This is a genomic window from Pseudonocardia kujensis, assembly GCF_021283305.1.
Classification (GTDB): domain Bacteria; phylum Actinomycetota; class Actinomycetes; order Mycobacteriales; family Pseudonocardiaceae; genus Pseudonocardia; species Pseudonocardia kujensis.
In genome coordinates this window covers 56,023-72,545 of the sequence record NZ_JAJSOK010000034.1, presented here as the reverse complement: position 1 = coordinate 72,545, position 16,523 = coordinate 56,023, and the positions used below count along the sequence as shown (strand labels likewise).

Sequence of the window (16,523 nt, the reverse complement as noted above, 5' to 3'; positions counted from 1 at the left end):
GCCTGGATCTGCGCGACGACGGCGTCGGGCCGGTCGTCGACGTCGTGCCACGTCAGTCGAAGGACGGTCCACCCGGCTGCGACCAGCGCGTTCTGCTTGTCCCGGTCGTTCTGGAAGCGCACGGCGTCGACATGCCACGCCCAGCCGTCGAGCTCGACGGCGACCCGCTCCGCCGGGAAGGCGAGGTCGATCGTCCACGGCCCGAACGGCAGTGCGCGGACCCCGCCGTCGATGCCTGCCCGCCGAAGCAGCGCCAGCAGGACCCGCTCGCCGCCCGAGTCGGCGCGGTCGGCGGCGGCCGTGACGAGGGCGCGCATGCGAGCGGCCCCCGTGCAGCCGAGCGCGCGGTGGTAGGCCGAGAGGAGCTCGTCGAAACTCACGTACCGCTGCAGGACCCGGTCGAGCAGTTCCGAGCCGCCCGCGGGCAGTGCCGCCGCGACCTCGAGAGCGGTGAGGGCAGGAGCGGTGACCCGGACGCCCCGCAGGGAGCGAACGTCGGCCGGGGCGAGCTCCCGGCGTCGCACGACGATCCCCTCCGGCGGGCGGGGCCGCCTCGCCGGAGGAACGGTGACCTGGATGCGCGGCGGGCAACGCTCCGTCATGCGGTGCCACCAGGCCGCGGCCTCGCCGGAGACGGTGGAACCCCGACCGGCCCAGATCGACGCGACCCTGATCCGCGCGGCGTCGCTCGTCGGGTGTCCGGCGACGAGAAAGACCCGTGGCGCCGCGCGCTGCCAGGCCCCGGAGGCGACGCGTCGGTGCACCGCGCGGGCGGACAGCCCCAGATCGCGGGCCTGGTCCAGGCCGATCACGCCGTCCTGGCGCACGAGCAGGCGGTGCAGGCGGTGCAGGCGGTCGTCCATGGCACACAGCGTCGTCGGGCGCGAGGGTCAGCGGGCCCCTTTGCTCGTCCCGTTCACGGTCGCGAACCAGCCATGATCACCTGTCGGGGATGTCAACGGTCGTTCCCCGACTTCCCTCGTCCAGAATCGGTGATCACGACAGGAGGCCCGCGGCGCCGGGAGACCACTCCGCGAGCGATCCGCAGACCATGATCACCGGTCATGGAGGCGGTCAGTCGGATTCCGACCCTCCCAGTCCAGGAACAGTGATCACGGCCTGGGTGGCGCGCCGGCTGACCCATGATCGTCGCCCCTGAGCGGGCACGGTCGAAATCCGACCTTCCCCGTTCACATTCGATGATCTTGCGAAGGCCGCCATTCACCTTCGATGAACTTGCGGAGGAGGCGTGCCGTCCACGTTCGATGGTCTTGGGCAGGACGCGCGCCATCCACCTTCGACGAACTTGCGAAGCACGCGCGCCGTCCAGGTTCGAGGATCTTGCGAAGGACGCGCCATCCACCTTCGACGAACTTGCGGAGGACGCGCGCCGTTTACGTTCGATGATCTTGCGGAAGACGCGCCATCCACCTTCGACGAACTTGCGAAGGACGCGCGCCCATCCACCTTCGATGATCTTGCCCGGGATACGCGCCGTCCACGAGCGGGGCCGGTCCACGACCAGGACTGCTCCGTGGGGCCGAAGCAGCGCACCATGGGTGACCGCGTCTCACGACAACAGCCTGCCTCGCACCCGCGCTCAGGGACCCCGCCGCCATGATCACCAGTCAGGGACGCGGCCACCGTGGCCCTCATCGGCGGCGAGCGCTGCCTCGAGTCGGAATTCGACCCTTCCCGTCCACGACCGAGGACCACAGCCCGAGGAAGTGACAGCCGGGGTCATGACCGTCGAGCCTGGGCAGGAGAGGTCGACCCTCCTCGCCCACGACGAATGATCACGCGGACAGGAAGGCGGTGAGGGCCGAGAGGGTGGCGGGGAGGTTCTCCTCCACCAGGAAGTGCCCGGCGCCGGGGATCGCCCGGCCCGTGACGAGGGCGGGTTCGGCGGCGAGCCGGCGCCAGACGGTGGTCGGGGGTTCGGGGTTGCGCCCCACCACCCCCTTCTCCCCCCACAGCACGAGGGTCGGCGCCCGGAGGCGCGCCCCCTCGGCATCGTGCTCGAGGTCGACGGTGGCGCCGGCCCGGTAGTCCTCGAGCATCGCGTGCCGCGCCTCGGGATCGGCGAAGGCCTTCTCGTAGGCGGCGAGGGACTCGGCGTCGTGCGCCGCGAGCCCGCTCCCCCAGCTGCCGAGCAGCCGGTGCAGGTAGTAGATCGGGTCGCCGGCGATCAGGCGCTCGGGCAGGTCGGCGGGCTGGATGAAGAAGAACCAGTGGTAGTAGGCCTGGGCCAGGCTGCGGTCGACGTGCTCGTAGACGTAGCTCGTGGGCAGGATGTCGAGCAGCGCCAGCCGCTCCACGCGGTCGGCGTGGTCGAGGGCGAGCCGATGGGTCACCCGGGCGCCCCGGTCGTGCCCGACGACGGCGAACCGCTCGAACCCCAGCTCCGCCATCACCCCGGCCTGGTCGGCCGCCATGGCGCGGAACGAGTATCCGGCGTGGTCCTCACCGGAGGGAGGTCGGTCGGACTCCCCGTACCCGCGCAGGTCGGTGGCGACGACCGTGTGCCGCGCCGCCAGCTCGCGCATCACCGGCCGCCACATCACGTGGCTCTGCGGGAAGCCGTGGAGCAGGAGCACCGGCGGGCCCTCGCCGCCGCGCGTCCCGTGGATCCGGACCCCGTCGACCGCGACGTCGAACGACGTGAACCCCGTCATGTCCGCCATGCCCGGAACCGTAGCCGGGCTCTTCGGCCGTGGCAGCCGCTTCCGGCTCGGAGGCGCCGATCTCGAACACCCACGCCTTGAGCACCGCGAACCGGATCAGCCCGCCGAGCACGCTGGCGAGCGTGACCGCGGCGGTCTCCTCCAGCGGCGTCGCCCCCGGGACGATCTCGTGCAGCACGAGCAGCACCGCGGTGCTGTAGCCCGCGTAGAAGGCGACGGTCCCGGCGTCCTGGATGCAGACCCGCCAACGGTGGGCGGAGGCACCGTCGAAGGTGAAGCGGCGGTTGATCTCGGTGCTCACCGCGGTGCTGAGCAGCAGCGCGACGAGGTTGGCCGGGACGGCGTCGAGGACCAGCCGCATCAGCAGGTAGAGCGCGGCGTTGACGGCGGTGCCGAGGCCGCCGACGACGGCGAACCGTACGAGCTGGACCAGCAGCGGGAAGCGCGCGCGGAACGCGGCGACCCCGCGGCCCAGGCCCGCCATCACTCCGGCGACGAGCTCCGTGAGGGCCTGCCCCGGGCGCATTCCCCCGATCGCCCTGCTCGCCGTCACCCGTCCACCTCTTCCGCCCGATCCCGTGATCGGTACCTTTGTCGCATCCCCGCCTGGGTCTACGCCCTTCCCCAGCTGTGCAAACGCTGTGAGGAAGGATCTTCATCCCCTCGCGCGTGATCCGTGACGGAGTCGTGATCAGCGATACCCGTCACCAGTACGTGGTACGCGCGTTGACCCTGTGAGGTCGATTGCTACCCGTCCGGGTGGCAGACCGGATCACCGACAGGAGGACGGCCGGACATGCGTCGGACGGCACTGGCACTCGCGGTCATCGCGCTCGTCGCGACGGGTGGCGTCGCGGCCGCCACGGCGGCCTCCGCCGCACCGACGAGTGATCCCGTCGTCGCGCACGGCTACTACCTCGCGCTGAACGGCACCGCGCCGGACGGCGCGTGGTCGCCCCAGTCGGACACGCTCGTCGACCCGAAGGTCGGGCACTGCTACGACCTGACGTCGCTGCCCACCGGTCCGGGCGCGGACTGGACCGAGTCGGTGAACCGCACCGACAAGGTCGCCCTGCTGTCGACGAAGACCTGCGCCCAGCAGGCGCAGGACGCCGCGGGCAAGACGGGGGAAGCCGCAGCGGCCGCGCACCAGGCGGCGCGCTGGACCTCCCCGGACTCGGTCTCGCCGGGTTCCGGCGAGTACACGTTCCGCTCGGTGAGCTTCGCGAACGTGCCCTGACCGACCTGCCCGACCCGAGCGCCCCCGGCCGGACGCGGGCCGGCCGGGCGCGGTCGGGTCGGGCGCGGTCGGGTCGGGCACGGGCCGACCGGGACTCAGACCTGCAGGAACACCGTCTCCCGGTCGCCCTGCAGATGGATGTCGAAGCGGTACTCCGCCTCGCCCACCTTCTCCGCGACGAGGGTCGCCCGCCGCTCGGCCGGCACGGCGGCGAGGAGCGGGTCGGTGTCGTTGCCGGGCTGGCCGGCGAAGTAGATCCGGGTGACCACGCGGTCGAGCAGGCCGCGCGCGAACACCGAGACGTCGAGGTGGGGCGCCTCCTCGGCGTCGTCGTCGAGCGCCGGCAGCGCGCCGGGCAGCACGGTCCGGATGCTCCACCGGCCCGTCTCGTCCGTGCAGCTGCGGCCGAACCCGAGGAATCCGGGCACGGACGGCTCGACGGCCCCGCGCGGGTCGTCCGGGTGGGCGAAGCGGCCGTCGGGGTCGGCCTGCCAGGTCTCGACCAGCCCGTCGGTGATCGGCACGCCGGCGCCGTCGTAGACGGTCCCGGAGATCACGATCTCGCCCGGGGTGCCCGGCGGGACGACGTCGGCGCCCTTCGGCCAGTCGAGCCCGAGCCGCAGGTACGGCCCGACGGTCTGGGAGGGCGTCAGCGGCAGCTGCTCACTCATGGGTCTCCTCGAACGGGGTCTGCTCGCGCCCGCGCAGCACGATGTCCCAGCGGTAGGACAGCGCCCACTCCGGCCGGGTGGTGTCCATGTCGAAGGTCGAGACCATCCGCTCCCGGGCACCCTCCGGCGCCGACCGGTAGATCGGATCGAACGCGAACAGCGGGTCCTCGGGGAAGTACATCTGCGTCACGAGCCGCTGGGTGAAGGCCCGGCCGAACAGCGAGAAGTGGATGTGCGCCGGCCGCCACGCGTTGTGGTGGTTGCCCCACGGGTAGGCGCCGGGCTTGATCGTGGTGAACGAGTACTCGCCCAGCGAGTTCGTGACCACGCGCCCGCCGCCGGAGAAGTTCGGGTCGAGCGGGGCCGGCCAGTTGTCGCGCTTGTGCGCGTAGCGGCCGGCGGCGTTGGCCTGCCAGACCTCGACCAGGGTGTCGGGCACCGGACGGCCGTCGGAGTCGAGGACCCGGCCGGACACGGTGATCCGCTGGCCGATCGGCTCGCCCTCGTGCTGACGGGTCAGGTCGTGGTCGTTCGGCCCGATCGCGCCGACGAGCAGGGGCCCGGTGACCTCGGTCAGCCGCTGCGGGACCAGGATCGGCCGCTGCGTGGGCGCCCGGAGCCCGGTGCTCTTGTACCCCGTGTAGTCCAGCGGGGGGTGGGTGTCCCTCGGCTGCCGGTAGGGCCGGGGATGGGCCAGGGTCATCGACCGCTCCTCTCCGAGCGTCTCGCTGCACAGTGCGTCGGCGCGTCGGCATGCACTGTGCGGCACGGGCCCGCCACGGCTCGACCGGCCTTCCGTTGTGCGGAAGGATGGCCGCTCGTGGCGGGGAGGTCGACGGTGACGGCACGGGTCCTCGACGTCCTCGGGGCCTTCACCGCCGCCACCCCGGAGCTGTCGCTCACGGAGATCAGCAGGCGCACCGGCCTTCCCCTCACCACGACGCACCGCCTGGTCGGCGAGCTCGCCGCGTGGGGCGCGCTCGAGCGCGGCGAGGGCGGGCTCTACCGGGTGGGGCTGCGGTTGTGGGAGGTGGGCGCGCTCGCGCCGCGCGGGCTCGGGCTGCGCGAGCGGGCGATGCCGTACCTCGAGGACCTGCACGAGGTCACGCGGGAGAACGTCCAGCTCGCGGTGCTCGACGCCGCCGAGGTCGTCTACGTCGAACGGCTCGCGGCCCGGGATGCGGTGAGCATCCGGTCGCGCGCCGGGTCCCGGTTGCCGGCGACCGCGACGGGCGTCGGGCTGGCACTGCTCGCCCACGCCGACCCCGAGCACGTCGAGAAGGTGCTGGCGGCGCCCTTCCGCCGGTTCACCGAGAAGACGCTGACGGACCCGGACCGGGTGCGGCACCTCCTGGGCGAGGTCCGCCGGACGGGCGTGGCGATCAGCGAGCAGCAGATCGAGATGGTCTCGCAGTCGGTCGGGGCCCCGATCCGGGCGGGCCAGGGCCGCGTCGTCGCCGCCCTGTCCATCGTGGTGCCGATCGAGGCGAACCCGCACGCGTACGTGCCCGCGGTGCTCGCCGCCGCGCGCGGCATCTCGCGGGCCCTCGGCGCGTCCGCGCTCGCCACGCAGCCGTGACCGGGCGCGGGGTTGTGGCGTGCTGGGTGAAGGCGCAACGATCCCCGACATGGACGTGGTGGAGTACCGGCCGACGCGTGACCAGTACGTCTGGACCTTCGGCGGAGTGGCGCCGTCGCACCGGATCACGCCGGGCACCCTGCTGCGGTTGTGGACCGAGGACGCCTTCTCCGGGCGGCTGACCTCCACGAGCGACCGGCCGAGCGCGGTGCTGAACATGACCGAGGTCAACCCGCAGACCGGGCCGTTCCACGTGGAAGGCGCGGAGCCGGGCGACACGCTCGCCCTACACTTCGTGGACCTGACGCCGGCGCGGGACTGGGGCGCGTCGACGACGATCCCCTTCTTCGGGGCGTTGTCCACCACCGACCGCACCGCGCTCCTGCACGACCCGCTGCCCGAGCGGACCTGGATCTACGAGCTCGACCGGGCGCGCGGCGTCGTCCGCTTCGCGGCGCAGAGCGTGGACCTGGAGCTCGAGCTGCCCTGCAACCCGATGCTGGGCACCGTCGGCGTGGCCCCGGCGGGGCGCGAGGTGCGCTCGAGCCTCGTCCCCGACCTGTTCGGCGGCAACATGGACACGCCCGAGATGAAGCCGGGCGTGACGTGCTACCTGGGCGTCAACGTCGAGGGCGCGCTCTTCTCGGTCGGCGACGGGCACTACCGCCAGGGCGAGGGCGAGAGCTGCGGCACCGCGGTCGAGGGCGCGATGGACGTCACGCTGCTCGTCGAGCTGGTCAAGGGCGTGCCGACGGTCTGGCCGCGGATCGAGTCCGACACGCACTACACCGTCGTCGGCTCGGCCCGGCCCCTGGAGGACGCCTGGCGGGCCAGCCAGATCGGCATGATCGCCTGGCTCGGCGAGCTGTACGGGCTGGACCGGCTCGACGCCTACCAGCTGCTCACCCAGATCTCCGAGTCCCCGCTGGCCAACGTGGTCGACACGAACTACAGCGCGGTCACCAAGATCGCGAAGAGCCTCCTGCCGCCCGGGTCGGCGTACCGGGGCATGCACGCCCACCTGCGCGACACGGCGCGCACGATCTGAGGGGAGAGACACGTGGACCTGCAGCTCACCGGTCGGAAGGTGCTCGTCACCGGCGGCACCAGGGGCATCGGCGGGGCCGTCGTCGACCTGCTGGTGGCAGAGGGGGCGACCGTCGCCTTCTGCGCCCGCAACGCCGAGGAGGTCAAGGCCAAGGCCGAGGCGACCGGCGCGTCCGGGCGCGCGCTCGACGTCGCCGACGCCGACGCGCTCGCCGCCTGGGTGCGCGACGAGGGCGAGGCCGGCGGCATCGACGTCGTGGTCGCCAACGTGAGCGCCCTGGCCATCGGGCCCGGCGAGGAGAACTGGAAGAACTCGTTCGAGATCGACCTCATGCACACCGTGCGGATGGTCGAGGCGGCGATGCCCTACCTCGAGAAGAGCGACGTGCCGGCGGTCGTCGCGGTGTCGAGCGTCTCCGGGCGGGAGGCCGACTTCGCGGGCGGCTCCTACGGGGTGATGAAGGCCGCGATCGTGCACTACATGTCCGGGCTCGCGTTCGACCTCGCGGCCAGGGGCATCCGCGCCAACACCGTCTCCCCCGGCAACGTCTACTTCGACGGCGGCGTCTGGCAGAACATCGAGCGCACACAACCGGAGTTCTTCGCAGAGGCGATGGCGCTGAACCCCACGGGCCGGATGGGGACGCCCGAGGAGACGGCCTACGCCGTCGTCATGCTCGCCAGCCCGCGCGCGAGCCGGATCAGCGGGACCAACCTGGTGGCCGACGGCGCCCTCACCCGCGGCGTGCAACTGTAGGGCCGTGCGCGACTTCCGCATCGACGTCCCCGAGACCGACCTCGACGACCTGCGCGAGCGGCTCCGCCGCACCCGCTGGCCGGAGCCGGCGACGGTCGGCGGCTGGACCCAGGGTGTGCCGCTCGACTACGCGAAGGAGCTCGTCGCGTACTGGGCCGACGAGTACGACTGGCGGCGCTGCGAGACCGAGCTGAACTCGTACCCGCAGTACACGACCGGCCTCGACGGCGGCGGCGACGACGCCGTCGAGGTGCACTTCCTGCACGTCCGGTCCCCCCACGAGAACGCGCTGCCGCTGATCCTCTCGCACGGCTGGCCCGGCTCGGTGATCGAGTACGTCGGGCTGATCGACGCGCTGACCAAGCCGGAGGACCCGGCCGACGCCTTCCACGTCGTCATCCCCTCGTTGCCCGGCTTCGGGTTCAGCGGCAAGCCCTCGGTGTCCGGGTGGGGCGTCGAGCGGATCGCGACCGCGTGGGCGCAGCTGATGGACCGCCTCGGCTACGACCGGTACGGCGCGCAGGGCGGCGACTGGGGTTCGATGATCACGGCCGCGCTGGGCACCGGGATCCCCGAGGCGCTCGTCGGCATCCACCTCACGATGCCGCTGGCGGAGCCCCCACCCCAGGAGGAGCGCCGGACCCTCTCCGCCGAGGAGAAGGACGCGCTGATGTTCGCGAAGCGCTTCAAGGTCACCGGCACGGGCTACTCGGCCGAGCAGTCCACCCGGCCGCAGACGCTCGGCTACGGGCTCACGGACTCCCCCGTCGGCCAGGCGTGCTGGATCGTCGAGAAGTTCTGGGACTGGACGGACTGCGCCGGCGACCCCGAGAACGTGATCTCGCGGGACCGCCTGCTGGACAACGTGATGATCTACTGGCTCACCGCGAGCGCGGCCTCCAGCGCGCGGCTGTACTGGGAGAGCTTCCGCAAGCAGCGCCTGGACACGGTCGAGGTCCCGACCGGCGCCTCGGTGTTCCCGCACGAGATGAGCCGGCTGCCGCGGCACTGGCTGGAACGCCGGTTCACCGACCTCCGGTACTTCTCGCACCCGGTGGCGGGCGGGCACTTCGCGTCGCTGGAGCAGCCGGAGACCTTCGTCGACGAGGTGCGGACCTTCTTCCGGATGGTCCGCTGACGGAGCGTGGAGTGGCGCCTTCTCGGTCGCCCTCTTTCGGGTGACTCGCGTCAAAATGTTCACTCTCAGAGACCGAGATCACCTTTCTCGCGCCACCCGCACCCCTGTCGAGTGGCCCTCGTTGGAGTGATCGTCTGCGGATGATCACTCCATCCCGGACACATCCCCGGAACCACGAGGTCGCGGTCCGCCCAGTGAGTCCACTGTGGTCGGCTCCGCGGCGCGTCACGAAGGAGACCCGATGTCCCGCACCACGAGCACCGCCCTCCGCCTCGTCGCGGCGGGGGCACTGGGCCTGCCGCTGACGCTGGGGGGCGCGGGTGTCGCCAACGCCGCACCGGCCCACGGGGCATCGGACGGGTGTGCGGGTGCTGGGCACTCCGACGGTGGGCACGGCGGGCACTCCGGGGGCGGGCATTCCGGGGGTCACGACGGCGGTCATCATGACGGCGGTCACCACGACGGGGGGCACGGCGGGCCCGGTCACGGCGGTGCCGGTCGTGCGGGGCAGGTCGCGTACCAGGGCGGGAGCCTGGTGGGCGCGCTGGCGCAGGTGAACCCGGCCCTCAACCTCGGCGGCATCCTGAGCTCGGGCGACGTCCGCCAGGTCGCCGGTTCGGCGAACTCGGCGAACTCCGGCATCGAGCAGTCGCGCGGCTGGGGTGGTCCGGGCAGTGGCGGCCAGCAGTCCTTCCGGGCCGGGGACGTCGTCGGCGCGTTAATTCAGGTGGACCCGGCCGTCAACGTCGGCGGCATCCTCAACTCCGGCGACGTCCGCCAGACCGCCGTCACGGAGAACTCCGCCAACTCCGGCACCGTGCAGAACGGCGGGCACGGCGGCGGGCACGGCTCGTCGCGCAGCGGCGGCCAGTACGCGGCCCGGGGCGGCGACCTGATCGGCCTCGACCTCCAGCTCGATCCCTCGGTCAACGTCGGCGGCATCCTCAGCTCCGGCGACGTCCGCCAGACGGCTGTCACGCAGAACGGCGCGAACTCCGGGATCGCCCAGCACCGCTGAGCGCGCACGACCACGGGCCATCGGCCCTGCCACCGCGGCCGGCGTGGGGACGCCTGCCGCGGGGTCGCGGACACCGGGGAGCGGGTCCGCGGCCACGCTCGGGCGGGCGTGGAACGGTGTCCCGTTCCACGCCCGGCCGGACGTCCTTCTCGGGCGCCGGCCGAGCCACGCGCTCCCGCGCGGACCGCACACCCGTTCGAGCGCCCACATCCCGTCCGGCGTGGCCGCCCCCGACCGGCTACTCGAACGCCAGTACCGAGGCCGTGAAGCTGTGCAGGTGGTTCCGCCCACCCACCGGCCCGATCTCGCCGGCGGCGAAGAACCCGGCGACCGGGACGTCGCCCAGGCCCGTACGGACGATCGCCGGGTCGTGGTCGGCGTCGGGGAACATGCCCGTGCCGCGGCCGTTGCACGAGAACAACAGCGCGCCGCGGACCCGCGGGAGGTCGTCGAGCAGGTGGGCGAGGTCCTCGCCGGCGCCGAGGGCGTCGCGCACCTGGAACTGCACGGTCCGCCCGACCTCGACGACGTCGCCGACCGCCACCGCGCCCGCCTCCGGGTCGATGCCCATCACTCCCCGGATGAGGAAGTCGCCGCGGCCGTGCTCGTCGGCGTACTCGTCCATCGCCACACCGAGGTGCAGCGCCTGCGCCGCCTGCTGCTGCTCCTCCGGGGGCAGCTCCTGCACGATCGCGCCGAGCTTCGCGTACGCCTGCTCGCCGGCCAGCTCCAACAGCAGGTTCGCCTTCGCCGCGGTCACGATCATCGGCGGGCCGACCGGGCGGCAGCCCTGGCTCACCGCGGTGCGGACCCGGGCGCCGCGCCCGATGAGCACGCCGGCGGCGCCGCCGTCGAGCACCTCGCCGTCGAGCACCAGGCGGTTGGCGCCCGGCGCCGCGCCGACGCTCGCCAGCCCGCCCATCAGCGGCAGGCCGGGGAGCAGCTCGGCGGATCGCGCGAGGTAGCCGCCGACCGGGAACGAGAACGGGTCGGCGAGCAGGATCGCCGCCTCCGCCGCGGCCGCGGCCGCGGCCGGTGGCGTGCCCGTGACCACGATGCCCTCCGAGCTGCGCCGCGCGTCGAGCCGGAACGTGTCGAGCCCGACGCCGGGCAGCGCCGCGGCGAACACGGAGACCGACGGCTCCTGCTCGACCCCGCGGCCGTCGCCGATCACCCCGTGGGCGGTCGTGCCGACGGCGGCACGCGCGCCGGCGATCTCCATGGCGCGCACCGCGGCGCCGGCCGCCCCGTCCGGGTCGCCGCCCCGCCCCGTGGCGACGAAGACCACCACCAGGTCGGGCGCGCGTCCCGCGAAACCGGACAGCGCTTCACCGGTCGCGACCTCCGCGGCACCGCGGAGATCGGGACCGACGGCCAGGCCGTCGCCGAAGATCCTGCCGTCGTCCATCTCGGCCCCTTCCCGCCACGCGGGGAGCGCCGGTGGCGACGGAGGGCATCGTCGCAGGCGAACGCCGGTGCGGCCAGCGGTTCGGCTCGACGGGATCCCACCGGTAGGTCCCGGCCGGGGTTGCTGCGGGGACGAGCGAGGGGCCGGCGGCACGTGCCGCCGGCCCCTCGCGGCGCACGGGCTGTCGAGCTGCCAGAACGACCACCTACGCCGGGCATCCGCCTCGGGCGGACGCGGACCACCTTATCGCACATGTCTTCGTTCTGCGAAATACTTGCAACAAGGGATAGCGTCGGCACCGACCGAACCCGACACGGAAACGGAGCACCACGTGGCCGACTACACGCTGCCCGACCTGCCCTACGACTACGGCGCCCTCGCCCCGCACATCGCGCCGGAGATCATGGAGCTGCACCACTCCAAGCACCACAACACCTACGTGACCGCGCTCAACGGCGTCCTCGAGAAGCTCGCCGAGGCGCGCGCGGCCGGGAACTTCGACGCGATCGTCGGCCTGGAGAAGACGCTCGCCTTCAACCTCGGCGGGCACGTGAACCACTCGGCGTTCTGGCAGAACCTTTCCCCCGAGGGCGGCGACAAGCCCGACGGCGAGCTCGCCGCGGCGCTCGACGAGCACTTCGGCTCGTTCGACGCCTTCCGGGCCCACTTCACCGCGGCCGCGACGACGATCCAGGGCTCCGGCTGGGCGATCCTCGGCTGGGACCGGCTGGGGAAGCGGCTGCTGGTGCACCAGCTCTACGACCAGCAGTCCCAGCTGCCGGCCGGGCAGGTCCCGATCGTGCTCCTCGACATGTGGGAGCACGCCTTCTACCTGCAGTACAAGAACGTCAAGCCGGACTACGTGAAGGCCTGGTGGAACGTCGTGAACTGGGCGGACGCGCAGGAGCGCTTCGCCGCGGCCCGCGCGAGCTGAGCGGACCGGCCGGGCCCGCCGCCCGCGGGCCCGGCCCCGACTCGCAGAAGCCCGGAGCGCCACTCGCGCAGGCCCACAGCGCGACTCACAGAGGCCCAGGGCGCGCCTCGCCCTACCAGAACTGCCGACTCGCGCTACCAAAACTGCCGACTCGCGCTACCAGAACTGCCGACTCGCGGAAACGGGGGTCCCAGTCCCGCGAGTCGGGAGGTTCGGCAGCGCGAGTCGGGAGATTCGGCAGCGCGAGTCGGGAGGTGCGGCGGGTGGGTCGAGGATTCGGCGGGTGGGGCGGGGCAGGGTCAGTGCGGGAGGCCGCCGGCGGCGCGGAGCAGGAGGTGCATCGCGAGATCGGTGGAGCGCTCCCGGATGTCCCCCCGCGAGCCGGGCAGGACGGGGTCGCGGGCGAGGACCTGCCCGTCGGCCGTGGTGACGCAGAAGCAGACGTAGCCGACCGGCTTGGCCTCGGTCCCGCCCCCGGGCCCGGCCACCCCGGTGATGCCGACGCCGATGGAGGCGCCGAACTTCTCGCGCGCCCCGTCGGCCAGCGCGCGGGCCACCTCGGGCGACACCGCCCCGTGTTCGGCGATCATCTCGGCCGGCACGCCCAGCAGCGCGGTCTTGGCCTCGTTCGAGTAGGCGACCACCCCGCCGTCGACGTAGTCCGACGAACCGGCGCGGTCGATCAGCCGCGCGGCCAGCATCCCGCCGGTGCAGGACTCTCCCGTCGCGACGGTGAGCCCGTGCTCGAGCAGCGCCTCCGCGAGCAGCTCGTCCGTGGTCGTGCCGACCGCGCTGACCAGCTGCGTGCGGTGCCGCGCGACCAGCTCGTCGGCCAGCTCGGCGGCGACCCCCTCGGCCCCGGGCAACGGGTGCAGGTCCACCTCCAGCTCGGAGCGGCGCAGGCAGGTGGTCACCTCGACGTCGGACAGGTCCCGCGCCCGCTCGATGTCACGGAGCGTCTCGGCGATCTCGGACTCCGGCAGGTTGAAGAAGCGCAGGGACCGCGTCTCGGCCCGCGGCACGGTGGCCAGCAGCTCGGCGAAGGGTGCCGCTGACAGCACCGCCGGCCACATCCCCTGCAGCTCGCGGGGCGGCCCGGGCAGGACCACGACCAGCGGCCCGTCGGGGCGCCGGACGACGAGCCCGGGTGCGGTCCCCACCGGCTCCAGCGCGACGGCGCCGCGCGGCACCATCGCCTGCTTGCGGGTGGCCTCGTCGAGGGCGGGCCCGGCGAACCCGGTGCGCCGCGCCCAGCGCGCGACCCGGCGGCCGATCGTCTCCTGCATCGCGGTGTCGAGCTCCAGCTCGGCCCCCACGAACGCCGCGACGATCTCGACCGTGATGTCGTCCGCGGTCGGGCCGAGACCGCCGCTGGTCACGACCAGGTCGACGCCGCCCTCGGTCACCTGGCGCAGCGCGGCGGCCAGGTCCTCCGGCCGGTCCCCGACGAGCACGACCTGGGCGACCTCGAACCCGAGCTCGCCGAGCTCGCGGGCGACCCACGGCCCGTTCGCGTCCCGGACGGCCCCGGTGAGCAGCTCGCTCCCGGTCACGACGATGCCGGCGCGCGGCCGGCGGACCCTTGATCCCTCACCCACGCAAGGACCCTACCCCGCCCCGAGCATGTCCATCGGAGACCGACACGGAGCGTGATCGTGATGGGGCAAACCACCCCGTGGTGCACCCGTGAGGACGTCACCGACCTGGGGATGTGGTCGTTCTCAGGGTGGTCACAGCGTGCGTGCGGAGACTCGGGGTCGTCCCTCCCGGGACACCCGAGCGCCGGGTGCCGGGCCGGGACGGAAGGGACGCGAGATGACCGACGAGCACGGACCCACGTGGGTCGGCGAGACCGACGTCGACGACGTGGCGGGCCTGCACGTCGCCCCCCGCTACACCGCGGCGCGGCTGCTGGTGACCACCGACGGCGACGCCGTGGGGCAGGTGACCGTGCCGCTGCGCGCGGGCGTGGCCGACGCCGTGACCGTGGCCGAGGCGGTCCGCACGCAGCTCGGGGCCGTCCCGGCGCCGCGTCCGGTGCCGAGCTCCGTCGAGCCGATCACCGTCGTGATCCCCACCCGTGGGCGCGCCGAGAGCCTGGGGCGCGCCGTGCGCGCGGTGCTGGCCGGCGACCACCCCGCCGTGACCGTGCTCGTGGTCGACAACGACCCGGTCGACGACGCGACCGAGCGGGTCGTCGCGCAGCTCGGCGATTCCCGCGTCCGCTACCTGCGCGAACCGCGCCGCGGCACGTCCGCCGGCCGCAACCGCGGGCTGGCCGAGGCCCGGACCCGGCTCGTCGCCTTCACCGACGACGACACCGAGGTCGACACCGCGTGGGCCCGCCGGCTGGCCGGCGCGTTCGCCGCCGACCCCGAGGTCGTCTGCGTGAGCGGTCCGGTGCTGGCCGCCCGCCTCGACACCGAGCAGGAGCGCGTCGCCGACGCCTCGCTGGGCTGGGCCAAGGGCTTCCGCCCGCGCACCTTCTCGCTGGCCGCGCCGCCCGCCGACTCGGCGATCTTCCCCTTCTCGCCGGGTCTGCTGGGCATCGGCGCGAACCTGGCCGTGCTCGCCGACGTCGCGCGCGGGATCGGCGGGTTCGACGAGGCGTTCGGTCCCGGCTCCCCCACCCGCAGCGGCGAGGACTGCGAGTTCCTGGTGCGGCTCGTGCTCGCCGGGCACGTGCTCGCCTACGAGCCCGCCGCCTGGGTGCGCCACCACCACCGCAGCGACCTGGCCGGACTGCAGGAGCAGGTCGAGGGGTACGCCGTCGGCCTGGCCGGGTTCCTGACGAAGGTCGCGCTCTCGCCGCGCGGGCGGGCGGCCGCGCTGCGCCGGGTCCCGGCGGCCGTGCGCCGGCTGGGCGCGATCGCCGACCGCGACGCCGGGGTGACCGGCGGCACCGAGGCCGCCGCGCCGGGCTCCGGCCGCCGGCACCGGGCGCTGCTCTCCGGGCCCTGGCTGTACCTGCGCTCCCGGCGGCGGGCGATGCGGGCCGGCGGACAGGTGCCGCCGCTCGTGCTCGACGCCGTGCCGCCGGTTCGCACGGAGCGCCCCCGCGAGGCCGTGCTCGGCCTGCACTGAGTCCCGCACCGGGACCCGGCGGCTCTCCGCGGTCGCGGACACCGCTCACCCACTGCCGGGGCGCCCGTGTCGGCCTGCGTCCGCGGAGGTGGTCACCGCCCGGCAACGGTGTGGTCAGCACACCCCCCACCGCGCGGACCTCCCTCTACGCTGGGCGCGTGAAGATCCGAGTGGTCCTGGCCGAGGACAACGCCCTGCTCCGGCACGGACTGGTGCGCCTGATCGACGGCACCGAGGACCTCTCGCTCGTCGGCGCGGCTCCCGACCTGCCGACGCTGACGGCGCTCGTCGACGAACACGACCCGGACGTCGTGGTCACCGACATCCGGATGCCCCCGGCGCACTCCGACGAGGGCCTCTCCCTGGCCGCCGACCTGCGCGTGCGCAAGCCGGGGACCGGCGTGATCCTGCTGTCGCAGTACGCCGAGGCGCAGTACGCGCTGACCCTGCTCGCCGACGGCACCGCCCGGCGCGGCTACCTGCTCAAGGAGCGGGTGGCCGACGGCGACGAGCTGGCCGAGGCGGTGCGCCGGGTCGCCGAGGGCGGTTCGGTGATCGACCCGACCGTGATCGAAGGACTGGTCGCGGCCCAGCGCGCGAAGCCGTCGGAGCTCGACGCGCTCACCCCGCGCGAGCTCGAGGTCCTGGGCGAGATGGCGCAGGGCAAGAGCAACGCCTCGATCGCCGCCGCGCTCGTGCTGTCCGAGCGGGCGATCGAGAAGCACACCAACTCGATCTTCTCCAAGCTCGGGCTGTCCGAGGAGCGCGACCTCAACCGCCGGGTCTCCGCGGTGCTGGTGTACCTGCAGAACAGCTGACCGCACCCCGAGGGGCCAGCCCCACCGGATCCGGCGGGAACGCCCCTGCGGGCCGTAGGGGAAGCGGGATCGGCTGCGAGCCGCCCCACGAGCATCCTTCTCCCGTCAGCCTCCGACGAGCGGCCGCCGCCGACAGGCGGGACCG

15 protein-coding genes and 1 pseudogene are annotated in these 16,523 nt (G+C 73.5%); 9 read left to right on the top strand and 7 right to left on the bottom strand.

Annotation, left to right across the window (positions count from 1 at the left end; translation table 11 throughout):
* The 3 genes and pseudogenes from LWC35_RS22600 to LWC35_RS39480 form a co-directional block, all read right to left on the bottom strand.
* Nucleotides 1-863: type IV toxin-antitoxin system AbiEi family antitoxin domain-containing protein (locus tag LWC35_RS22600; protein ID WP_232872211.1), on the bottom strand; the 863-nt coding region annotated here is incomplete at its 3' end.
* Nucleotides 864-1,796: 933 nt separating this feature from the next.
* A complete protein-coding gene (locus LWC35_RS22595) occupies nucleotides 1,797-2,684 on the bottom strand; it encodes an alpha/beta fold hydrolase (protein ID WP_232872210.1) in 888 nt (295 codons plus the stop codon).
* A 76-nt stretch (nucleotides 2,685-2,760) separates the two neighbouring features.
* Nucleotides 2,761-3,168, bottom strand: a pseudogene (locus LWC35_RS39480) (GtrA family protein); the annotation flags it as partial.
* 312 nt (nucleotides 3,169-3,480) lie between these two features.
* Here LWC35_RS39480 and LWC35_RS22585 point away from each other — a divergent pair.
* Nucleotides 3,481-3,924 carry a hypothetical protein gene (locus LWC35_RS22585; RefSeq protein WP_232872208.1) on the top strand — a complete coding sequence of 148 codons (444 nt, stop codon included), beginning with the start codon at nucleotides 3,481-3,483 and terminating at the stop codon, nucleotides 3,922-3,924.
* A 95-nt stretch (nucleotides 3,925-4,019) separates the two neighbouring features.
* Here the strand turns inward: LWC35_RS22585 and pcaG are convergent, their stop codons facing one another.
* Both pcaG and pcaH read right to left on the bottom strand, forming a co-directional pair.
* Nucleotides 4,020-4,595 (bottom strand): protocatechuate 3,4-dioxygenase subunit alpha, encoded by a 576-nt coding sequence (gene pcaG / locus LWC35_RS22580; protein WP_232872207.1) that lies wholly within the window; start codon nucleotides 4,593-4,595, stop codon nucleotides 4,020-4,022.
* Nucleotides 4,588-5,298, bottom strand: a complete 711-nt coding sequence (gene pcaH, locus LWC35_RS22575; RefSeq protein WP_232872206.1) for a protocatechuate 3,4-dioxygenase subunit beta — start codon at nucleotides 5,296-5,298, stop codon at nucleotides 4,588-4,590. The genes pcaG and pcaH overlap by 8 nt, the downstream gene beginning before the upstream one ends.
* Before the next feature lie 135 nt (nucleotides 5,299-5,433).
* Here pcaH and LWC35_RS22570 point away from each other — a divergent pair, with 135 nt between their 5' ends.
* The 5 genes from LWC35_RS22570 (at nucleotide 5,434) to LWC35_RS22550 (ending at nucleotide 10,134) form a co-directional block, all read left to right on the top strand.
* On the top strand, nucleotides 5,434-6,174 hold the full coding sequence (locus tag LWC35_RS22570) for an IclR family transcriptional regulator (protein ID WP_232872205.1): 741 nt from the start codon (nucleotides 5,434-5,436) through the stop codon (nucleotides 6,172-6,174).
* A 49-nt stretch (nucleotides 6,175-6,223) separates the two neighbouring features.
* On the top strand, nucleotides 6,224-7,222 hold the full coding sequence (locus LWC35_RS22565; protein ID WP_232872204.1) for an acetamidase/formamidase family protein: 999 nt from the start codon (nucleotides 6,224-6,226) through the stop codon (nucleotides 7,220-7,222).
* 12 nt (nucleotides 7,223-7,234) lie between these two features.
* Nucleotides 7,235-7,978, top strand: coding sequence for an SDR family NAD(P)-dependent oxidoreductase (locus LWC35_RS22560; RefSeq protein WP_232872202.1), 744 nt, complete (start codon nucleotides 7,235-7,237; stop codon nucleotides 7,976-7,978).
* A gap of 4 nt (nucleotides 7,979-7,982) precedes the next feature.
* Nucleotides 7,983-9,116 carry an epoxide hydrolase family protein gene (locus tag LWC35_RS22555; protein ID WP_232872201.1) on the top strand — a complete coding sequence of 378 codons (1,134 nt, stop codon included), beginning with the start codon at nucleotides 7,983-7,985 and terminating at the stop codon, nucleotides 9,114-9,116.
* 241 nt (nucleotides 9,117-9,357) lie between these two features.
* The gene (locus LWC35_RS22550) at nucleotides 9,358-10,134 is read left to right on the top strand and encodes a hypothetical protein (RefSeq protein ID WP_232872199.1); all 777 of its coding nucleotides are present in this window, start codon (nucleotides 9,358-9,360) and stop codon (nucleotides 10,132-10,134) included.
* Nucleotides 10,135-10,372: 238 nt separating this feature from the next.
* Here LWC35_RS22550 and LWC35_RS22545 read toward each other — a convergent pair whose 3' ends face one another.
* The gene (locus LWC35_RS22545) at nucleotides 10,373-11,542 is read right to left on the bottom strand and encodes an FIST signal transduction protein (RefSeq protein ID WP_232872198.1); all 1,170 of its coding nucleotides are present in this window, start codon (nucleotides 11,540-11,542) and stop codon (nucleotides 10,373-10,375) included.
* Nucleotides 11,543-11,873: 331 nt separating this feature from the next.
* On the opposite strand from LWC35_RS22545, the gene LWC35_RS22540 reads away from it, so the two are divergent.
* Nucleotides 11,874-12,476, top strand: coding sequence for a superoxide dismutase (locus LWC35_RS22540; protein ID WP_232872196.1), 603 nt, complete (start codon nucleotides 11,874-11,876; stop codon nucleotides 12,474-12,476).
* A gap of 299 nt (nucleotides 12,477-12,775) precedes the next feature.
* On the opposite strand, the gene LWC35_RS22535 is transcribed toward LWC35_RS22540, so the two are convergent.
* On the bottom strand, nucleotides 12,776-14,074 hold the full coding sequence (locus LWC35_RS22535; RefSeq protein WP_232872195.1) for a competence/damage-inducible protein A: 1,299 nt from the start codon (nucleotides 14,072-14,074) through the stop codon (nucleotides 12,776-12,778).
* Between the two features lie 217 nt (nucleotides 14,075-14,291).
* Between LWC35_RS22535 and LWC35_RS22530 the strand changes: the two genes are divergently transcribed.
* The gene (locus tag LWC35_RS22530; protein WP_232872194.1) at nucleotides 14,292-15,560 is read left to right on the top strand and encodes a glycosyltransferase family 2 protein; all 1,269 of its coding nucleotides are present in this window, start codon (nucleotides 14,292-14,294) and stop codon (nucleotides 15,558-15,560) included.
* 164 nt (nucleotides 15,561-15,724) lie between these two features.
* Nucleotides 15,725-16,378, top strand: coding sequence for a response regulator transcription factor (locus tag LWC35_RS22525; RefSeq protein WP_232872215.1), 654 nt, complete (start codon nucleotides 15,725-15,727; stop codon nucleotides 16,376-16,378).
* Nucleotides 16,379-16,523 lie beyond the last annotated feature (145 nt).